At 37.5% G+C, this 19,588-nt stretch carries 10 protein-coding genes; 7 read left to right on the top strand and 3 right to left on the bottom strand.

Translation table 11 applies throughout. From position 1 onward, the window contains the following. Positions 1-15: 15 nt before the first annotated feature. Together ansA and sppA are read right to left on the bottom strand one after the other, a co-directional pair. A complete protein-coding gene (gene ansA, locus AC1HJP_RS05165; RefSeq protein ID WP_480360761.1) occupies positions 16-1,026 on the bottom strand; it encodes an asparaginase in 1,011 nt (336 codons plus the stop codon). Between the two features lie 64 nt (positions 1,027-1,090). Continuing rightward, positions 1,091-2,965: a signal peptide peptidase SppA gene (gene sppA, locus AC1HJP_RS05160; RefSeq protein WP_480360759.1), complete on the bottom strand. Its 1,875-nt coding sequence runs from the start codon at positions 2,963-2,965 to the stop codon at positions 1,091-1,093. 215 nt (positions 2,966-3,180) lie between these two features. On the opposite strand from sppA, the gene AC1HJP_RS05155 reads away from it, so the two are divergent. From AC1HJP_RS05155 to AC1HJP_RS05125, 7 genes are all read left to right on the top strand, one after another. After that, positions 3,181-5,142 (top strand): FAD-dependent oxidoreductase, encoded by a 1,962-nt coding sequence (locus AC1HJP_RS05155; protein WP_480360757.1) that lies wholly within the window; start codon positions 3,181-3,183, stop codon positions 5,140-5,142. A 311-nt stretch (positions 5,143-5,453) separates the two neighbouring features. Beyond that, positions 5,454-6,758 (top strand): tetratricopeptide repeat protein, encoded by a 1,305-nt coding sequence (locus AC1HJP_RS05150; RefSeq protein WP_480360756.1) that lies wholly within the window; start codon positions 5,454-5,456, stop codon positions 6,756-6,758. After that, a complete protein-coding gene (locus AC1HJP_RS05145) occupies positions 6,748-7,950 on the top strand; it encodes a FecR family protein (RefSeq protein ID WP_480360755.1) in 1,203 nt (400 codons plus the stop codon). The genes AC1HJP_RS05150 and AC1HJP_RS05145 overlap by 11 nt, the downstream gene beginning before the upstream one ends. A gap of 9 nt (positions 7,951-7,959) precedes the next feature. Then, entirely contained in the window at positions 7,960-13,632 is a 5,673-nt protein-coding gene (locus tag AC1HJP_RS05140; RefSeq protein WP_480360753.1) for an Ig-like domain-containing protein, read from the top strand. 12 nt (positions 13,633-13,644) lie between these two features. Next, a complete protein-coding gene (locus tag AC1HJP_RS05135) occupies positions 13,645-14,463 on the top strand; it encodes an MBL fold metallo-hydrolase (RefSeq protein ID WP_480360751.1) in 819 nt (272 codons plus the stop codon). Continuing rightward, positions 14,460-16,682 carry a CHASE2 domain-containing protein gene (locus tag AC1HJP_RS05130; RefSeq protein ID WP_480360749.1) on the top strand — a complete coding sequence of 741 codons (2,223 nt, stop codon included), beginning with the start codon at positions 14,460-14,462 and terminating at the stop codon, positions 16,680-16,682. The genes AC1HJP_RS05135 and AC1HJP_RS05130 overlap by 4 nt, the downstream gene beginning before the upstream one ends. A 9-nt stretch (positions 16,683-16,691) precedes the next feature. Further along, the gene (locus AC1HJP_RS05125) at positions 16,692-18,329 is read left to right on the top strand and encodes an HD domain-containing phosphohydrolase (RefSeq protein WP_480360748.1); all 1,638 of its coding nucleotides are present in this window, start codon (positions 16,692-16,694) and stop codon (positions 18,327-18,329) included. Between the two features lie 237 nt (positions 18,330-18,566). On the opposite strand, the gene AC1HJP_RS05120 is transcribed toward AC1HJP_RS05125, so the two are convergent. Continuing rightward, positions 18,567-19,580, bottom strand: coding sequence for a glycosyltransferase family 4 protein (locus AC1HJP_RS05120; RefSeq protein ID WP_480360746.1), 1,014 nt, complete (start codon positions 19,578-19,580; stop codon positions 18,567-18,569). Between the last annotated feature and the right edge of the window lie 8 nt (positions 19,581-19,588).

The raw sequence follows: 19,588 nt of genomic DNA, 5'->3' as shown, positions 1-19,588 counted from the left end.
GAAAATAGCTTATTTTTATCGAGTTAATTCACCTCGTAAATTATCTTGCATAAGATGTCTAACAGTTTCTAGCTCTAAGTTTTGGCTAAATAAATAATGTAGCTTAGTTAGGCACGCCTCTAAGGTCATATCATAACCGCTCAACACTCCACAATTTAACAGCGCATTGCCTGTTGCATAGCCGCCCATATTCACTTGGCCTTGAATACATTGTGTAAGGTTTACAATCACGGTGCCATTGTCTGTGGCATTTTTAAGGATCTCAAGAAACTCATGTTGCTGTGGAGCATTACCAACACCAAAACTAAGCAATATTAAGCCCTTGACGTCTTCGGTGATGACATTTTTAACCATTTCAACCGAGATACCTGGGTACAAATATAAAATTGCTATTTTTTGAGACTGGATCGAAGTTACTTGCAGCGCTTGCTCAACATATGGGCTTAATTTTCCCTCAATTAACTGAATATTTATACCTGATTGTGCAAGAGGTGAAAGATTTGGAGAGGCAAAAGCATTGAAACCGTCCGCGTGTGCTTTTGTTGCTCTATTACCTCTGAAAAGCTGATTGTTAAAAAATAAGCTCACCTCAGCTATAGGGTAGTTTGCAGCTAAATACATTGCATTCAGTAAATTGACTTGACCGTCAGAGCGCAATTGTGAAAGTGGAATTTGTGAACCTGTGACAATGACAGGTTTTGTCAGGTTTTCAAACATGAATGATAAAGCTGAAGCCGTATAAGCCATGGTATCAGTGCCGTGAAGGACAACAAAACCATCGTATTGATCGTATTTAGACTTAATATCATCAGCGATTAATTGCCAATGATGAGGGGACATATCAGAAGAGTCTATTAACGGACAATATTCATGAATATCAAACAGGGGCATTTCTTCACGGGTAAACTCGGCATTGTTTTTAACGGTTTCTGTCAAATAACCAGCAACGGGTACATATCCACGAGACGACTGTTTCATACCGATTGTACCGCCAGTATAGGCGATGTAGATTTTTTTTCTTTTCATAAAAATAAGCCCAGATATCAATCTGGGCTTATTATATTCGTAAGCTTGAATTTATGACAGGGGATTAATAAGTCACTTCACACGATAAACAGCGTGTATAGATGTGATTTGGGTCATTAAACTCGTTAACAATATTTAGTTGCTCAACAACTTGCTCACCCATACCACCAAATAACTTTGACAGCTTAGCCATAATGTTGTCAGACGAGCCATCAGTTTCAATCAATGAACTGATCATTGCAGAGCCTAATAAGTCTCTTAATAGCTGGTCTTTCTCTGAGAGCGTTTGCTCAATTGTAATGACATCAAATTCTTCAAGTTGTGCAAGAGATGCAGCTGCGTTGATTGCATCTTGCTTGTTACCTAATTTATCCACTAAGCCAAAGGTTTGTGCTTGAGTAGCGGTCCAAACGCGACCTTGAGCAATCTCATCTACCGCGGATTTTTCTAATCCACGCTCTTGAGCAACTAAGGAAATAAATTTGTCATACGCATTTTCAACACCCAGCTGGAAAACTTGAGAGAGCTTGTCTGAAATACCTCTTGATAAAGAGATATTATTTAACTCAGTTGTTGAAACACCGTCAGAGTAGATCCCCATTGAATTTAACGAATTTTCAAATGTTAAAATAGTACCGAATACACCAATTGAGCCTGTTATAGTACTTGGTGCGGCCCATATTTCATCTGCAGACATTGCAATCCAATAACCGCCAGAAGCTGCAACAGAACCCATAGAAGCAATAATTGGTTTACCTGCTTCTTTAATAGCTAAGACTTCGTTTCGAATGATTTCAGAGGCGAACATACTGCCACCACCAGAATCAATTCTAAGTACTACCGCTTTAACCTTTTCGTTCAAGCGAGCCTTTTTTAGAAGGGCGGCTGTTGAATCACCACCAATACGTCCTGCTTTTTGTTTACCATCTACAATATTGCCTTTTGCGACAATCACAGCGACTTTATTATCTGAAGGCATTTCGAAACTAGGCTGGTTATTTAACGATTCAAGATATTTATTAAAACTGATGTTCTTAAATGTTTTTCCTGAAGCGTTTGTACCAACTTGCTCTATTAGTTTTGCCTGAAGCTGTTGATCTGTTTGTAATGTATCTACCCAGCTATTTTGCAATGCATATTGCGCATAATCACCATTTACAGCCTGGATTTTAGCTAAATATTGGTCTGCTTTTTCATCAAAATTACTGACTTCAAACTTACGCGCTGCGGCAATATCTGACTTGTATTGAGTCCATAACTCATCTAACCATAACTGGTTGGCTTCTTTTGCAGCAGGAGACATATCATTGCGTATAAAAGGCTCTACTGCAGACTTATAAGTCCCCACTCTAAATACATGCTGCGTTACTTTAAGTTTCTCGAGTGCTTCTTTAAAGTAAAGCGGGTAGTTTGCAAAGCCTCTTAATTCAACGCCACCATATGGGTGAAGAGAAATTTCGTCAGCAAATGAAGCTAAAAAATATTGGCTTTGCGAGTAATATGCACCATGCGCGATGACTTTTTTACCAGACTTTTTAAACCCAACGATTGCCTGAGCGATAGCATCAAGCTTGTTTAAATGAGCGCCATGTAAAGACTTCAGATTTAAGAGCAAAACTTGGATACGCGAATCTTGAGCTGCAGAGTTAATGACATTGACGACATCATCGACCAAAATTTCTTTTGGCTGATCATTGCTAGAAAATACTTCTCCAAAGGCAGCATCGACTGGGTCTACGTATGTTAGTTCTTCAACTAGCGAACCGTTAAGGTTTAAGTTTAAAACAGCGCCATCAGGTACATTTACCTGTGCCTCTTGTTGCGGGATTGATAAAATAATCACAGCAAGAAGGCCAAAGAAAACCAAGTTTAATACGAGTTTTCTCGAAAAATTTATTGCGGCCCACAGGCCCTTAAAGAATTTACCTATATAAATCAAAGCTCACCTTTATTATCTAAATCTAATCTTTTTCATTACTTTTATAATAACTGAGTTAATTTAAGAGTGTTATACCTAAAACGTAACTAAGTATTTATAAGCTTATAGAACGTACAGTTAGATCAAAATTAAGCTTTTTTAAAAGATAATCTTTGCTAATTTGTTAAAAATTGCTAAGGTCTCAGGAGGTACGACCAGTTTTGAGAAATTAATCCATGTTAGAAGCACCATTAGAATTAAAAAATACAAGGTTGCGAAATAGACTCGTTATGGGCTCGATGCATACGGGCTTAGAAGAAGGGTGGTCAAATAGAAAGAAATTGGCTGCTTTTTATGAAGAGCGAGCGAAAGGCGGAACAGGGCTGATAATAACAGGCGGCTATAGTCCAAATGTACGTGGCAAGTTGACACCATTTGCATCTTCATTTAACACGGCGTTTGATGTCATCAAACACAAAGCCTACACAGATGCAGTCCACAAGCATGACGGTAAGATATGTTTGCAATTACTACATGCAGGAAGGTATGCGTATCACCCTTTTAGTGTAGCTCCAAGCGCATTAAAGGCGCCAATTACACCATTCAAACCAAAAGCTATGTCAGCAGGGCAAATAAAAGCTACGGTGAAAAGCTTCGCTAAATCAGCAAAACTGGCTGAGAAGGCGGGTTATGATGGCGTTGAAATCATGGGCTCAGAGGGCTATCTCATCAATGAGTTTATGGCGCCACATACAAACAAACGTGAAGACAGTTATGGTGGTAGTCTTGAAAATAGAGTGAGACTTGCAAAAGAGATTGTTGAAGCTGTTAGAAGTCAAGTATCTGATAAATTCATGATCATTTTTAGACTTTCTGTCATGGATTTAATTCCAGATGGTTCCACTACAGATGAAGTCGAATATCAGGCTAAAGAACTAGTTAAAGCGGGTGTTGATATTATCAACACAGGGATCGGTTGGCATGAAGCACGAGTACCTACAATCGCAAGCATGGTACCGGCCGGTGCATTTAGAGAAGCATCACAAAGGTTAAAGGAATGGGTGAATGTGCCTGTTATTGCTGTTAATCGTATTAATACACCAGAAATAGCAAATGACATATTAAATGCAAACCAGTCTGACCTCATCTCTATGGCACGACCTTTGTTGGCTGATCCGGAATTCTTTAATAAGTACAAGCAGAATAAATCAGAACAAATTAATGTCTGTATAGGCTGCAACCAAGGGTGCTTAGATCATGTGTTTAAGGGCCAGCGTGCAACATGCTTGGTGAATCCTCAAGCTTGTTATGAGCTTGACTATCCATTAGAAAAAGCCTCTAAAGGAAAAAATGTTTTAGTCGTAGGTGCAGGTCCAGCAGGTTTATCAGCGGCGATATATTTAGCTAAAAAAGGTCATAAAGTAAAAATTATAGAGCGAAATAGCTATGCGGGTGGGCAGTTCAATTTGGCGATGCAAGTGCCTGGTAAAGAAGATTTTAAAAAGACATTAAAATATTTCTTGCAAGAGGTAGAACGTTTAAACATTAACCTTGAGTTAAACTGTGAATACTCGCCTGATATGGACAGTAACTTTGAAGATATTGTTTTTGCTTCAGGGGTTAAACCGCGTGTAGCAAGTTTCCCATGTAAAGATGGCAAGCGAGTATATCATTATGATGAAGTAATCCGTGGTGAAGTCGAAATCGGAGGCAAAGTTGCCATTCTAGGTGCTGGTGGTATTGGTTTTGATATGGTTGCATTTCTGCAGGAGAAACCTGAGCAATCAATTGAGGAATTTAAAGCTCAATGGGGCATAGAAACTGATCAGCAGCATACGGGTCCTCAAAGACAGCTTTACATGTTAAAGCGAAGTGAAGGGCGCTTTGGTTCAGAGCTGGGTAAAACAACAGGTTGGATCCACAGACAGGTTGCGAAACAGCATAATGTTAAACAATTATCAGAATGTGAATATTTAGGTTTTGATGCACAAGGCTTGAAGATTAAACATAAAGGTAAAGAGCAAACCCTAGATGTTGATACCGTGATAGCCTGTATCGGTCAGGTTTCAAATAGTGAAATATTCAATAAAGACGCGTTACCTGATAATCATCATGTGATTGGTGGTGCGAAACTCGCTGCAGCAATCGATGCTAAGCGAGCAATTTTTGAAGCGCTTCAGGTTGCTCGAAAAATATAGTCCTTTCTAAATCCCTTCAAATAAAGCCCGTCTTGAAAAAGATGGGCTTGTTCCTTTTATCGCCACTGACGAACACACAATCTTGATTATACTCAAAATGTAGACAGTATGAGCTGTTAATTTTTTCTTTGGCAATATGGCTGAGTGAAAAAGCTTTATATTTGGTACATATCTCCTTCTTAACAGGGTCTTCTTTATATTTAAATGTGCTTTAAGAAGGGAAGGCAGTATGAAAGTGAACTTGTTTGTATAATTGCCGTTTCAAACCTGCTTACTTTGATTCATAAACTTTTTAATAGTTAGGATCAATTATGTGGCGATACACTTTTTATTTATGTTTTTACATGTTTATTGGGTGTAGTTTTTCAGAAGCTTCATCAGAGCAGCCTCTTTTGAAGATATCATCAGCATTTAATAACCAAAAAACAGAAGAGGCATTTCGACTTGCTGAATTGTTTTTTGATGATTTAGCCGGCACACCAGAATTTGATGCTTTATATGGGAAAATTTGTCTTAAATTAAATAAAATTGATGAGGCCGTATTTGCGTTTGAGCGAGCCGTCTCTGAGAAGCCAAATGATTACACCGCTTACTACCTGTTAGCTTTAAGTTATGCCAAACAAAAGAACCTGAACCAATCAGAGCGAACACTTAGCACCTTACTTCTACTCCCAATACCTAATGATCTGAGAATAAATATTGAGGAGACATTGCGTTTTGTAAAAAGTAAAAGGCAAACTTTAGACTCGAATATAAGTCAGCGTATTTCGGTTAACTTGGGATATGATTCAAATGTAAACAGTGGTTCATTAGACGACCGGGTGGTTGTTTCGGGAATAGAAATTTTATTAGATGAAGCGAGTCTAGAATCGTCAGACAAGTTTGCTCGGTTTAGTTATGAGTTTAATGGAAAGTGGCAAAATACACAGTATGATGCTTGGCGATTAAATCTTAATTTGTCTCAGCAAGCACATCATAAGCTTTCTCAATTTAACAGAAATCAGGCAAATATCGGCTTTGGATATGAGTATGCCAAATTAAAATATCGGTTTAATTTGATGGGACTTGCTTCAGTCATGTCACTAGATGAGGCAACTTATCAACAACAAGTTGGAATAGCTTCCAGCATACAGTTTCAGTTGTTGAACAGCTGGGTGTTAGAATTAAATGGTAAAGCATCATCTATTAATAATGTTCAAAATGAAAATCTAGACAGTGATATTTTAGAGTTTGGTTTAGGTTTTCTATACTTTGAAAAGAGCGTCTTAGCAAAAGTCGCTTTTTTAAATGGTAAACAAAGTGCTGATTTACCGATTGCCAGGCATTATGGCCGTGACTACAAAGCTGCCTCTGTTTATTTTTCTTATAACTTATCTTCTTTCCATGAATTTGTATTTAGTAGTCAATTCAAAAAGGTTGAGCATCACGACACCCACCCATTCTTTCTGATTTTGCGCGATGAGAAAATACGAAATGCTTCATTTGAATGGCGCTATAACTTATCTACGCACTGGCAGTTACAAACACGTTTTAGTCATTACGGAAAGTCGAGCAATTTAGCAATTTATGAATTCGATCGAAATGAATTGTACTTAGGAGCTAGTTATGAGTTCTAAACAGCAAATACTTTATTTTTTTGGCATGATTAGTTTTGGGTTGTTCATTAATACCGTGGACGCACAACCACAGCACGCAGGAAAAACGTTGCTTGCAAAAGGGACTGTTGAGGCCATTTCTCTTGAAACGTCTGAGGTTAGGAGTTTAAAAAGAAGAACCCCAGTTTTTAAGGTTGATAAAGTTTCAACTTATCAAAAGAGCCAAGCGCAATTGAAAATGATTGATGGCGCTCTTTTGGCACTCAAAGAGAATACGGCACTTCATATTGAAGAGTATTTCTTAAGTGCTGAAGGCGACAGTGGCTCTGTGGTGATGGAATTAGTGTCAGGCGGTCTACGAACAATTACAGGCAAAATAAAAGGTAAGTCAGATAACTACAAATTAAAAACACCAGTAGGAAGTATTGGGATCAGAGGTACGCATTACGAAGTAGAATTAGTCAATGGTGAATTATTTTTGGCAGTTTGGGATGGAACGATAGAAGTATCAAGCATCATGCTTTCAGAGCCCCTTATTCTTGGCAGTGATGGAACTCACGCATTCGCAAAAATATCTGATAGTGGCGAGGTTAAGCCGCTATTAAAACCACCAGCAGAGCTGAGCTCACTGTCAGGGGAAGCCAAAAAAGACGAAGACGATGTGAAAGAGAAAATTACGGAATTAGTGAGCTCTGTTAATTCTGAAAAGCCAAGCCTTGGGCTCGCTACTCAAAACAATCAACAACCTTTAAACACAGAAGATATAAAAAAGGCCCTTGAAGATACCAGTTTTTTAACCGAAGAAGTGTTAGATACTTTCGCAACAGAGGATACAGAGTCTTTGTTGGCTGAGCGAACTGGTATTATCGAATACTCTGACGTAGAGCAATTTGCAATCACATCAAGTAATGGTGCTGTGAGCGACTTCTCAATGCGTATCAATGTAGATTTTGATAATGGCACAGTCCCCTTGGGGGAGATGTCATTCTCAGACAATGGCGGCGAATGGTTTGCAACTTTTAATGGCCTAATCAACACAAATGGCATGCAACTCGGTGTTAATTACGCGAGTCATGGGCAAAATTTGGCAGATGGAGATATCAAAGCACAATTCAGTGATGAACTAAGTAAAATAAGAGGAAATTTCAGCTTATATGAAATTGACAATATAGCGACCACCGCGGGTGGTTTATTCGTCATTAAAGAGAAGTAGGTTTATAAGATGAAAAAAATCACGCCCCTTTTTTATCTGTTACTAATAACTTTACTTCTTGGTTGCGGTAGTGAGAAGGGTTCAGAGCAACCCATAACTAATACAAGTAATTCTGATGACATTCAGGCCACCTCCTTACCCAATCAGATACTTCCTTTTTCTTACAAAAGAATGGTTAAAGGTAATGAGTTTAGGAAATCTCGACTTGTATCTGCAGACTTCATGAATTCGAAAGCACAAATAAATACCCCGCAAAGTGGCGATATCATAAAGGGAAATATAACTGTCACAGCAGATCAAATTGAAGATGAAGAGGGGATAAAAAAAGTTTGGTTAGGATTTTCACAAAGCGATAAAGCATTTCTACTATGTAGCGAGAATTGCTCATCGCCGTACCAATTTTTTGAAACAGGCGTTAATCCACACAATTTCAATCAATCACCGGGTTCAATACAGCTACAAATTTGGGTTGAAGATTTACAAGGGAATGTATCTATAGCACAAAGTCAACAGATCAACTGGTTACCTGAGAAAGTCATCATGCGTGAAAGCATAAGGGAAGATGACTCAGTCACATTAAATTGGTTAGCATCATCAAGCATATTACGATACAACGCTTATTTATCCGAGTCACCCATAGACGATCTATCTAATTTTATACTGACAGAGCCAAACCAACGTAACATATCCATCAGCAACAACTCTCATGTATTTGAGAAGCTATCAGCGAGAAAAAACTATTATGCGAGAGTGACAGGTATTGATGGTAGTGGTGAGAGTGCCTTTAGTGAAAATATACTGATTTCGGCACAAGAAGTTATTTTACCAATTGCTGTAAATGATGAATTTCAAATTGAACAATTTGAGTCATTAAGTGGAAATTTGCTAGCAAACGACCAAGATAATGGTCTGTCCCCAATTATATTAGAGCTTACGCCATTAATTGCCCCAGAGCATGGTGAGTTGAACTTATTTGAAAATGGTGATTTCACCTACACGCCACAAAATAATTTTTCTGGTATTGATAGTTTTAAATATAGAATCATAAACCCACAAGGTCTTACATCTGAGGCGATTGTAACAATTAAAATAAAGCAAATAAACACAGCGCCAGTTGCATTATTCAATGAGTTTCTAGTTTCTGCAAACAGGGAATTTCTTGTCACTACAAACGCTCTCATACTCAATGATATTGATTTTGATGGGGGGCAATTATCTATCGATACTTTGCCAGTTAAAGATGTTGAACATGGCACTTTGCTTTTAGATAGTTCAGGATCATTTAGCTACACACCTGAAAAAGGGTTTATTGGTGAAGATACGTTTACTTATCAACTTCAAGATGGGCAAGGGGGGGAAGACACTGCAGAGGTAAAACTTACTGTTGTTGAAGAAGTAAATCAACCTCTTCACGTGAGTGTTAATGATGTTTATCTACTAAATGAAGATGAGGTATTTATAATTGACGCGCCTGGTATATTAGGTAATGACATTGGAGAAAACTTAGAGGCATATAATTTATCTATATCTCAAACGACTATGAATGGCATTTTAGAGTTATCAGAATCTGGTTCATTTAGGTATTTCCCAGATGAAAATTTTTATGGCTCTGATTACTTTATTTATGAAGTTGAAAACGCAGAAGGTGTAAGAGCATCAGCGTTTGTATTGCTGAATATCAGTGCCGTTAATGATGCACCTATCACGCAAGATGATGATATTACAGTCAGTCAAAATCAGTCTATCTCCATAGCAGTTTTAGAAAACGACTATGATGTTGACAGTGAAATAGACAGATTAACCTTGCAGATTATCGAGCAAGCGACGCATGGCGATGTAACATTAAACTTAGAAGCAGGCACAATTGAATATAAAAGTGCGACAGATTTCAGAGGTCAAGACAACTTTAGTTATGTTGTTTCTGATACAGAGGGGTTAGAGTCAAACCAATCAACAGTCTATCTTGATGTAACGGGTCCAAACAAGACACCGATTGCTATGAATGATAGCGCCGTGACTCAACAAGACACGTCGATTGAAATAAATATTCTAGATAACGATACCGATATTGATGGCACTATTGATTTGAATACCATTAAGCTAGTGACAGAACCACAAAATGGTACAGCAAATTTCTCTGTTGAACTAAGTAAACTGATTTATATACCTAAAGACGGTTTTTATGGCACAGATGCTTTAGCTTATAGCTTCCAGGATAATGAAGGGGCTTCTTCAAATGAAGCCACAGTCGCTATTACTGTCACTAGAGTTAACAAACCGCCTATAGCCATTGACGATACTTTTGATGTGGATGAAGGTATGGCTCTTGAGCTGAACATATTACAAAATGATTCAGATACCGACGGCGCCATTAATATTTCAACAATAGAAGTAATAGACACTGCCCAATTTGGTGATCTAGAGGTTTTATCTACCGGGAATGTGTTATACACAAATACTGACCAAAGCACTTCAATAGATAGTTTCACATATAGGTTTAAAGATAATGAAGGTGTATTTTCTAATAGTGCGACTGTGACGATAAACATTATAGAAGTAGATACTTCTCCCATTACACAGAGCGATAGTACTGAAACATTCAAAAATCAATCTATAAGTTTAAATGTTTTAAATAATGATGATTTCAGAGGAATAGCCATCTCAGAATCACCTTTAATCATCGAAACTCAGCCAAGTCATGGTGAAGTTTCAATCGTGAACCAAACTGGCGAAATAAGTTACACACCTAATTTCAACTTTGTCGGTAACGACACATTGAGCTACAGTGCAATAAATAGTAAAGGTGAAAGTTCACTGCCAACATCTGTAACTATTTTAATTAATAATAAAAACTATGCTCCGACCATTGAAGCTTTAGTAGTCGATATTACAACAGAATTTAATCAAGGCGATATGATCGCAACGATTACAGCATCCGACCCCGACAATGATGACATTGTTTATATGTTGTCAGGAGAATCTGCAGCATTATTTACCGTAAATAACATGGGCCAAGTTTCTATTGGTGATATTGAGACAATCATTGCTAATGGAGATATGCAATATAGTGTAGTGACTAAGGTATGTGATGTGATTGATCCTCCGTTGTGTGCTGAATCAACATTGACAGTTAATGTTGAAGAGATCTTACCTATAGAAATAGCCGTCCTTAATAGCGAGTTTGCAAGAGCAGGTATTGCTTCAATTAATTTAAGAGCATCACTTGAGCATCATGAAGTGGGTAAAGCCGTTACAATTTCAGACGGTAGTATATTTATAGCCTCAGGCATTGGTCATTATGAAGAAGCTCAAGGAGGAAATATTCACAGAGCTGTTGTAACAAAAGTTACGCCATCTGGTGACATTGACAACGGCTTTGCTCACGAAGGGGTATTTGAAACGGATTTAGGTATTCAAGTTGATGGCTTACCTCAAAATGTTGTCGCACAAAATTTAGTATTTGATGATGTAAATAAATTTATTTATGTCTCGGGATATATAGACCAAGTTAGCTCTCAAGACTTCTTCATAATGAGATTGACTGAGCAAGGGGATTTGGATACAAGTTTTGCGAACACAGGTTATTTTATTGTAGCTTCTGACACGGATAAAAAAGCGTCTTCAGTAAGCTTGATACTTAATTCGAATGCACTCATTGCATTAATTAATGACACCACAAGTATCGATGGTGTTAATTTGACTGAGGCTAGACTCATTAGTTTTGATTTATCGAGTTTTTCTGTATCTCATAGTACAGTTCTCATCGCAGATGTAGGCAGTGAAGCCAGTGGATTGACTCTATTACCTGAAAATAAATTAATGGTGTTTGGCAACACTCAAAATTCGAGCAACAATTCAGATATATATTTAGCGAAAATTAATACCACAGATCTGTCATTAGACAGCAATTTTCAGAATGCTGGCTATCTTCAGTTAGACTTAGCTAATCAAAATGTAGACAACAGAGTTAAGTCACTGATTGTCTTACCTGATAATCAACTCATGCTGACTGGTGACCATTTAACCTTTGCAGGAGACTTCTCAACACCAAGTAAATATAGCCTCTTTTTGTTAAAAATTGCCCAAGACGGTAATCTAGACACGAGTTTTAATGAGCTAGGTTATCGCATTTATACTGAAGAAGAGTTACCTACTCATGACAGCGATGAGGATTTGTTGAGTTTAAGTGCTCAGGGAGTAGATTTAAAAGCAGCGTCGGACTCTTTATACATCACCATTAATCGCGAGATTTATAGTAGTAATAAAGCAGTGCAATTAATGAAGGTTGGACTTGACGGAGTAATAGATGCGAATTGGTCTGCACCTTACTCAGGTGTAACTGCTTATGATATAGGAGGCATAAGGAGCCATGGCACTTTATCAACCACTTCAGCGCTAGTCTTATATGGTCATAATCACGGAAATATTGGGTATAACTACTATGCGAGTCAGTGGCTTGCAAAAGTAAAATTAAACGGTGGATTAGACACTGAATTTGGTTTTCAAGGTCAAACGACTTTAAACTCTTCATCTTCTGATGAGATTGTTATTGCTAGTGCGAAACAAAGCAATGGCGATTTACTCCTTGCTGGGCATACTCTTAATTGGCAAAACGAACGTGTACCTTATATTTATAGCTTAGACTTTACTGGAAATGTAAATCAATCATTTGGCGAACAAGGTTTAAGTAGGCTGAACTTCTATTCTGATGCGAATACAACGTCTTTATCTGTTAACGATGATGATTCGCTGTTTTTAGTCGGTAACGAAAGTGAGAGCTCGGCATTTATTTCAAAATTAACCTCAACTGGTATACCAGACAGTTTTTATGCCCATGGAAATGACGTCAGTTATTTAGCGTCCTCAGATTTTACCGCTGAATCTATTAAGCCTTTGTACATTCACGAACTAGCAAGTCAGGAGCAATTATTATTAAGTGATATTTACGATGGTTGCATTACTAAATCAGTTGGCGTTTATTTATCATCAACAGGAGGTAAGTTATCTGATTTTAAGCTTGAACCACCATCAGGATACGAGTGCGCTAACACAGCGTTTAAATTAGATGAAATCAAAGTCACGGGTACTGGAATATTTGGTATAGGTACTGATGGACAATCTTATACTTCTCCCCGTATTGTGATAGTGAATGTAGATAGTGAGGGTAATTTAGTCCCTGAATTTGGAGAAGCAGGTATTGCTGTCATTGATGTGGGGGCATTGCTTGGTCAGAACTTATCAGTAAATGGTTATTTACTTGACTCATCTGGAAATTTTTATATTTATGGGCAATTAGCTTCAACAAACTTTATCGCAAAAGTGAATAGTTTAGGAGAGCTCGATACTGTTTTTGCGACAAATGGCATCTTTAATTTTAGTAATTATTTGGATGATTTAGTTGCAATTAAAAAAGTTGTTTTTGACTCGCAAAATAGATTGATGCTTTTCTCTCAGTCTCAAATAAGTAATGCAATGTATATATCAAGATTAAGGCTTGATGATCCGACTGGCCTATTAGATCTGCAGTTGAATGAGTCAGGTTTCCAATTATTAGATATTGATACCGCTGACGAACTTATTGATGTTCAATATCATAATAGTAATGACAGCTTCTTACTCGTATTACAAGATACGATTAACAAAAGAATCAGTGTGGCTGCTATTCAAATAACTGAACAGTAACAGGAGTTTTTGATGAAATTAACCTTTTATGGTGTAAGAGGCTCTGTGCCAACTCCTGGGCAAGACACAGTCAAGTATGGCGGTAATACGACCAGCATACTACTAGAAAATAAAGGCTCTGATTTTTTAATTTTAGATGCAGGAACGGGCATTAGGAACCTAGGTAAGGACATTCAAAAATACGCCAATGATATATATATTTTGCTTAGTCATAATCATTGGGATCATATTCAAGGTTTTCCTTATTTTATACCTGCTTATATGCCTGAAAAAAACATAAACATAATACCTGGCTTAACAGAAGAAGATGAGCCAAAGGCAATTCTTAAGCAAATGAAAGGCAGTTTTTTTCCAATAAATTCAAATGAGCTTTCAGCAACTATTTCTATTACTCCAATAAAAAACAATTCTTGGAAATATAAATCGTTTCAAATATCACGATGTAGAATGAATCATCCAGGAGGGGGAAGCGCTTATAAAATTATTGCAGATGACAAGTCGATTGTTTATGCAACTGACAATGAGTTATTTCCTCCTTACCCTGTTGCTACCACTTTTGAGCAGTGGGTTCAGTTTTGCAGCAAAGCAGACTACTTAATTCATGACGGGCAATACTTACCTGAAGATTACCCTTTTAAAAGAGGCTGGGGGCATAGTCAAATACAGCATGCGTTAGATCTTGCCATGCAAGCTCAAGTTAAGAATTTAGTCTTTGTAAGTCATGATCCTGATAGAACAGATGAACAAATTGATAAGTTACAATCTGAGTTAATGCAAGGTGAATACCCGTTTAATATACTATTTGCCTATGAAGGATTAACGCTCATATGAGTGTGATAGCAAGTTGGTCACAGTATAAGTATCAATGGCTTAGCGGCATTCTTATAATAATCTTAAGTATCTTCATACACATGTCTTTTTTAGTTCCGGGTAGTAAGCAGGGGGACTTCTTTAAGCGCCTAGAAGGCTTAGCTTATGATTTAAGACTTCAATCAACTTTAACAATGCACCCCAAACGTGCGTTCTTACCAATCATTATTGTTGATATAGATGAAAAGAGTATTAAAAAGCTTGGCAGATTCCCATGGAGTCGCTCTATCGTTGCACAGTTACATAAAAAACTGGTTGATGCCGGTGTATCAGTCATTGCTTACGATGTTTTGTTTTCTGAACCTGAAATAAACCCGATTGATAGAGTAATCAATAAAAGCAAAAACGTTATCCTTAATAACACGCTTAGCAAGATTAGAGACAACTATGACTCAGATAAAACATTTGCTACTGCTTTATCAGAAAGTGATTCTGTAATAGGTTTATTGTTAGAGCACAATCAAACTTTACAAGTTGGCAAGCTGCCAGAATCTGTTTTTCAAAGCGATGTTTCATTTGAAGCATTACCAGCCCCAGAATTCTCTGGTTATGTGGCTGGTCTTGACCTTTTACAACAAAGTGCACTTGGAAATGGTTTTATCAATAGTGCGCCTGATGAAGATGGATTCGTCCGATACGCTATGCTATTGGCAAAGCACAGTGGACAGTTTTATCCTTCTTTATCACTCGAAGTAGCCAGACTTTACACCTTATCGGACTATATCAAAGTTGAGTCAACAGAGTTTGGCGATGACTATACCATTACAGGGCTAAAACTTGGTATGGAAACAATTCCAACTGATGACTATGGCAGAGTGGCGATTCCATTTAGAGGTCCTGCATTTAGTTTTCCATATGTTTCAGCAAGTGATGTACTAGATAGTAAATTTGATGCAACTTTATTTGAACAATCTATTGTGTTTGTCGGTACATCCGCAGTCGGGCATGCTGATTTAAGAACAACCCCTGTCGGGGTTCAATATCCAGGTGTTGAGGTTCATGCAAATCTATTAGAAGGATTAATCTTTCCAGAGTTATTACCTAGTAGACCTGATTGGATAGACGGCGCAGTAGTTTTAGTACTTCTCGTTGTTGGGCTAGTCGGTGTTTTTGTTTTACCCACACTCGAACTGACAGGTATTGTTGTATATTCGTTTGTTTCTATCAGTTCGTTTTTATTATTAAGTATTTATGGTTGGAGTCAGCATTATTTAGATTTTCCTCAAGTCTCGATTTTAGCAATGTTGATCCTTCAAGTAGTCGTGTTAGGTAGTTTGAGTTTTCTAAACGAACATAAGCAAAAGGTTCAAATCAAGAGTATTTTTGATCAATATGTTCCGCCTGCCCATATTCAATCGATGTTAGATAACCCCAAATCGCTGTCTATGTCTGGAGAAAAAAGATATATGACGGTTTTATTTGCAGATATTCGGAATTTTACTGCTATTTCAGAGCAGTTAAATGCATCAGAACTGAAAGCGTTACTGAATCTTTATTTTACACCCATAACGCAAATCATTTTTGAGCATGAGGGCACGATTGATAAATATGTCGGTGATTTGGTCATGGCGTTTTGGAATGCCCCTCTAAAAGTGAATGAGCATGAACAACTCGCCGTGTTATGTGCACTTAAAATGCAGCGTCAAGTTCAAGCATTAGAAACCGAACTTGCAAAACAGAGTATGCCAAAACTAGAAATTGGCATTGGTATTAATTCTGGTGATATGAATGTCGGGGATATGGGGTCAGTTTATCGAAGAGCCTACACTGTGATAGGCGATTCTGTGAATTTAGGATCAAGATTAGAGGGTATAACTAAATATTACGGCGCAAAAATAATTGTCAGTGAAGTTACCTCCTCAAACTGTAAAGACATTACTTTTAGACCTATAGACAGAGTTAAAGTGAAAGGAAAAAAAACGGCGGTTTCTATCTATGAGCCTGTGGGCTTAACAGCGGAATTAGATTCTGAAAGAATTAAAAAAGTTAATTTACATAAAAAAGCATGGTCTTCATATTTAAAACAAAATTGGGATGAATCATTACAAGGATTTACTACACTTATGAATAATCACCCAGAAGAAAAACTGTATTCTATTTTTTGCGAGCGAATTAAAAATTTAAGAACGATTGAGCTGGGTGAGGATTGGGATGGTAGCTATAAACATGTTACTAAATAAGGTTTAAAAATGACCCAAGCGATTGCTGAAAATCCAAATACTATTGATGCAAGTAACAGTCAACTTGCATTAGAGCACCTACTAAAATTAGCAACTGATCTTGCTTCTGAGCGTTGTACTGAACGATTGCTAGAAAATATATTGTTAAGTGCCATGGCTCTGACAGGGTGTGACGGAGGGACAATATATTCAGTAATAGAGCATGAATACTTAGGGTTTGCGACATTAATTAATAAACCGCTAGAACTTCATTTAGGGGGGACTTCAGACAAAGACATTCCGTATGCACCCATCCCTATATTTATCAATAAAAAACCGAATGAAAAAGCACTCGTGGCAATATCTGCAGCGACTAGAAGACCCATTTGTATTGAAGATGTTTATGCGTGTGTTGAATATGATTTAACCGCGGCTAGGCAAATGGATGAAAAAACGGGTTATCACACGCAATCCGTATTAACTATCCCACTTGAAAACCACGAAGATGAACTTAACGGGGTTTTACAGCTTATTAACCCAAGAGTTAATGGGCAAGTTGTGCCATTTACTCATGCGCAAGTTAATTTAATCAGTTCAATTGGTGCTTTGGCGGCTGTGGCGCTCACCAACAGACAGCTTATTGATAATATGGAAGAGCTGTTTCAGTCTTTCACACGCTTAATTGCCAAAGCCATTGATGAAAAATCTCCGTACACTGGTGGTCACTGTAGGAGAGTGCCTATATTGACCATGATGATTGCTGAAGCCGTACATCAATATCAAAAAGGCCCTCTTAAAGACTTTACAATGACCGATGCAGATAAACATGAGTTGTCAGTGGCTGGCTGGTTACACGATTGTGGCAAAATTGCTATCCCAGAGTCTGTAATGGACAAATCAACTAAGCTGGAGTGTATTTTTGATAGAATCGTTCTCATAAAAAGTAAGATTGAGATAGCTAAAAGAGATGTAGAGATTAGTTATTTAAAAAATAAGCTTGATGCAAAAGGCCTTGGTATCGAAGAGCTTGAACAGTTAGAAGATGATTATCAGCAAGAAATTGATTATCTAGAATCTGAGCTGGCATTTTTAAAGCAAATAAACTTAGGTGGCGAGTTTATGTCTGATACTTTCAAACAACGTGTATTAGACCTTGCAGAGCGTTTTAAAGTAACAATTGACGGCGAAGTCCAACCAATCTTGTCAGACAATGAAGTCTATAATTTAAATATCACTAAAGGCACGTTAACCAACGAAGAAAGAGACATCATCAATAAGCACATGGATATTACCATATCTATGCTTGAGGCTTTGCCATTTCCTAAACATTTAAAACGTGTTCCAGAGTTTGCTGGTGGCCATCATGAAAAGATGGATGGTACCGGTTATCCAAAGGGGTTAACGAGAGATCAAATGTCAGTACCAGCAAGAATGATGGCGATTGCTGATATCTTTGAGGCGTTAACCGCCGCTGACAGGCCTTATAAAGAGGCAAAACCACTCAGTGAGTGTTTAATGATTATGTCGAAAATGACGCAGCATGATCATTTAGATCCAGACTTATTTGAGATATTTTTAAAGTCAGGTGTTTATCTCAATTATGCGAAGCAGTTTTTAAAGCCAGAGCAAATTGACCATATTGATTTAAGTAAATTCAAAATAAACTAATTTATTTTAGACATTCATGAGGAGGGAGTATGCTCAGATTAGGGGTTATGCCATTTTCCTATTATGTCATCACTGATTGAATTGATTTTCACAGTCATAAATCAATCAGTGCAGCAGTATTACTTAAACCAGTAAGGTTTACTGGTCTTTAGGCTATTACTAACGAATAAACCGAAAAAGCTATTAAAATAGAAACTCACCTAAAAACTAGATTTCAACCGTATAAGAAAATAAAAATTAACCAAAGTATGCGCGCGTTAATTGTTCAAACTGTTTTGACCCGCTGAAATTTTGCTGGATCGTTTGAAATGCATTTCGGGTTATTTGTTTCTTCTTATCTTTCTCTGCTTTAGACCAACTAACAAGAGTATCGCTTAATTCATCAATACAATTACTAGTGCATATAAATCCATTGATATTGTGAGAAATGACTTTGGCTACAGCGCCGACATCGAAACTAATAACACATTTAGATCTTGCCATCGCTTCTAATAGCACCATAGGTAAACCTTCAGCTCGGGAGCTGATAACAAGTACATCGATTTTCTTCCAAAAATCAGAGTTGGCTTGGTGGCCATGAAATTTAATATTGGTGGGCTTAGATGATTGTAAATCAGATGCCATTGGTCCATCTCCAAACACATTAAAACTTATGCTTGGATTTCTATCTAGCCTTCGAGCAAGCTCAACAAAATTGTCAGGACCTTTTTCGTGAGAGAGTCTGCCAACAAACCCGACTCTTAATTTTTCACTATATTCGAACGACTTTGAGTTTGTTATATCAACAAAGTTGTTTAGTACCTCGGCATTGTGCACTTGCGACAATAACCGATCAGACACAACAAAGTTTTTAGACAAGAAGCTGGTGAGTTTGTCTATATAATTATACAAATAGACTAAGCCTGTACCTGCTTCACCTGCATGATATGTTGAGATACAACGAGCATTTAATAATTTGCAGGTTAAACGCCCGATAATACCTGCTTTATAACCATGGGTATGAAGATTGAAAGGCGCTTCTTGTTTTTTTAAAAATTTATATAGTGAGGTGACTTTACCACCAAGAAAAGTATAAGCGCATTGGGCATTGTCTAAATTACGATAGAGTTGTGTATTGCCATGATCTTGGTAAAACAAGACTTCAACGACAAGTTTGTGGCTTTTTAAAAGCCTTACTAATTGCACTATATGTGTTTCAATACCCCCATAAAGGCTTGAATCTAAGAAAAGAATGGTCTTTACTGATTTCATAGTCACCT

The sequence above is a fragment of the Pseudoalteromonas sp. NFXS53 genome (genome assembly GCF_056629255.1).
This window is presented reverse-complemented; position numbering and strand designations above follow the sequence as displayed.

Excerpts from the sequence above, each read along its gene's own strand:
- ansA (WP_480360761.1), bottom strand. The coding sequence starts at position 1,026 with ATGAAAAGAAAAAAAATCTACATCGCCTATACTGGCGGTACAATCGGT.
- AC1HJP_RS05155 (WP_480360757.1), top strand. The coding sequence starts at position 3,181 with ATGTTAGAAGCACCATTAGAATTAAAAAATACAAGGTTGCGAAATAGA.
- AC1HJP_RS05150 (WP_480360756.1), top strand. The coding sequence starts at position 5,454 with ATGTGGCGATACACTTTTTATTTATGTTTTTACATGTTTATTGGGTGT.
- AC1HJP_RS05145 (WP_480360755.1), top strand. The coding sequence starts at position 6,748 with ATGAGTTCTAAACAGCAAATACTTTATTTTTTTGGCATGATTAGTTTT.
- AC1HJP_RS05140 (WP_480360753.1), top strand. The coding sequence starts at position 7,960 with ATGAAAAAAATCACGCCCCTTTTTTATCTGTTACTAATAACTTTACTT.
- AC1HJP_RS05135 (WP_480360751.1), top strand. The coding sequence starts at position 13,645 with ATGAAATTAACCTTTTATGGTGTAAGAGGCTCTGTGCCAACTCCTGGG.
- AC1HJP_RS05130 (WP_480360749.1), top strand. The coding sequence starts at position 14,460 with ATGAGTGTGATAGCAAGTTGGTCACAGTATAAGTATCAATGGCTTAGC.
- AC1HJP_RS05125 (WP_480360748.1), top strand. The coding sequence starts at position 16,692 with ATGACCCAAGCGATTGCTGAAAATCCAAATACTATTGATGCAAGTAAC.
- AC1HJP_RS05120 (WP_480360746.1), bottom strand. The coding sequence starts at position 19,580 with ATGAAATCAGTAAAGACCATTCTTTTCTTAGATTCAAGCCTTTATGGG.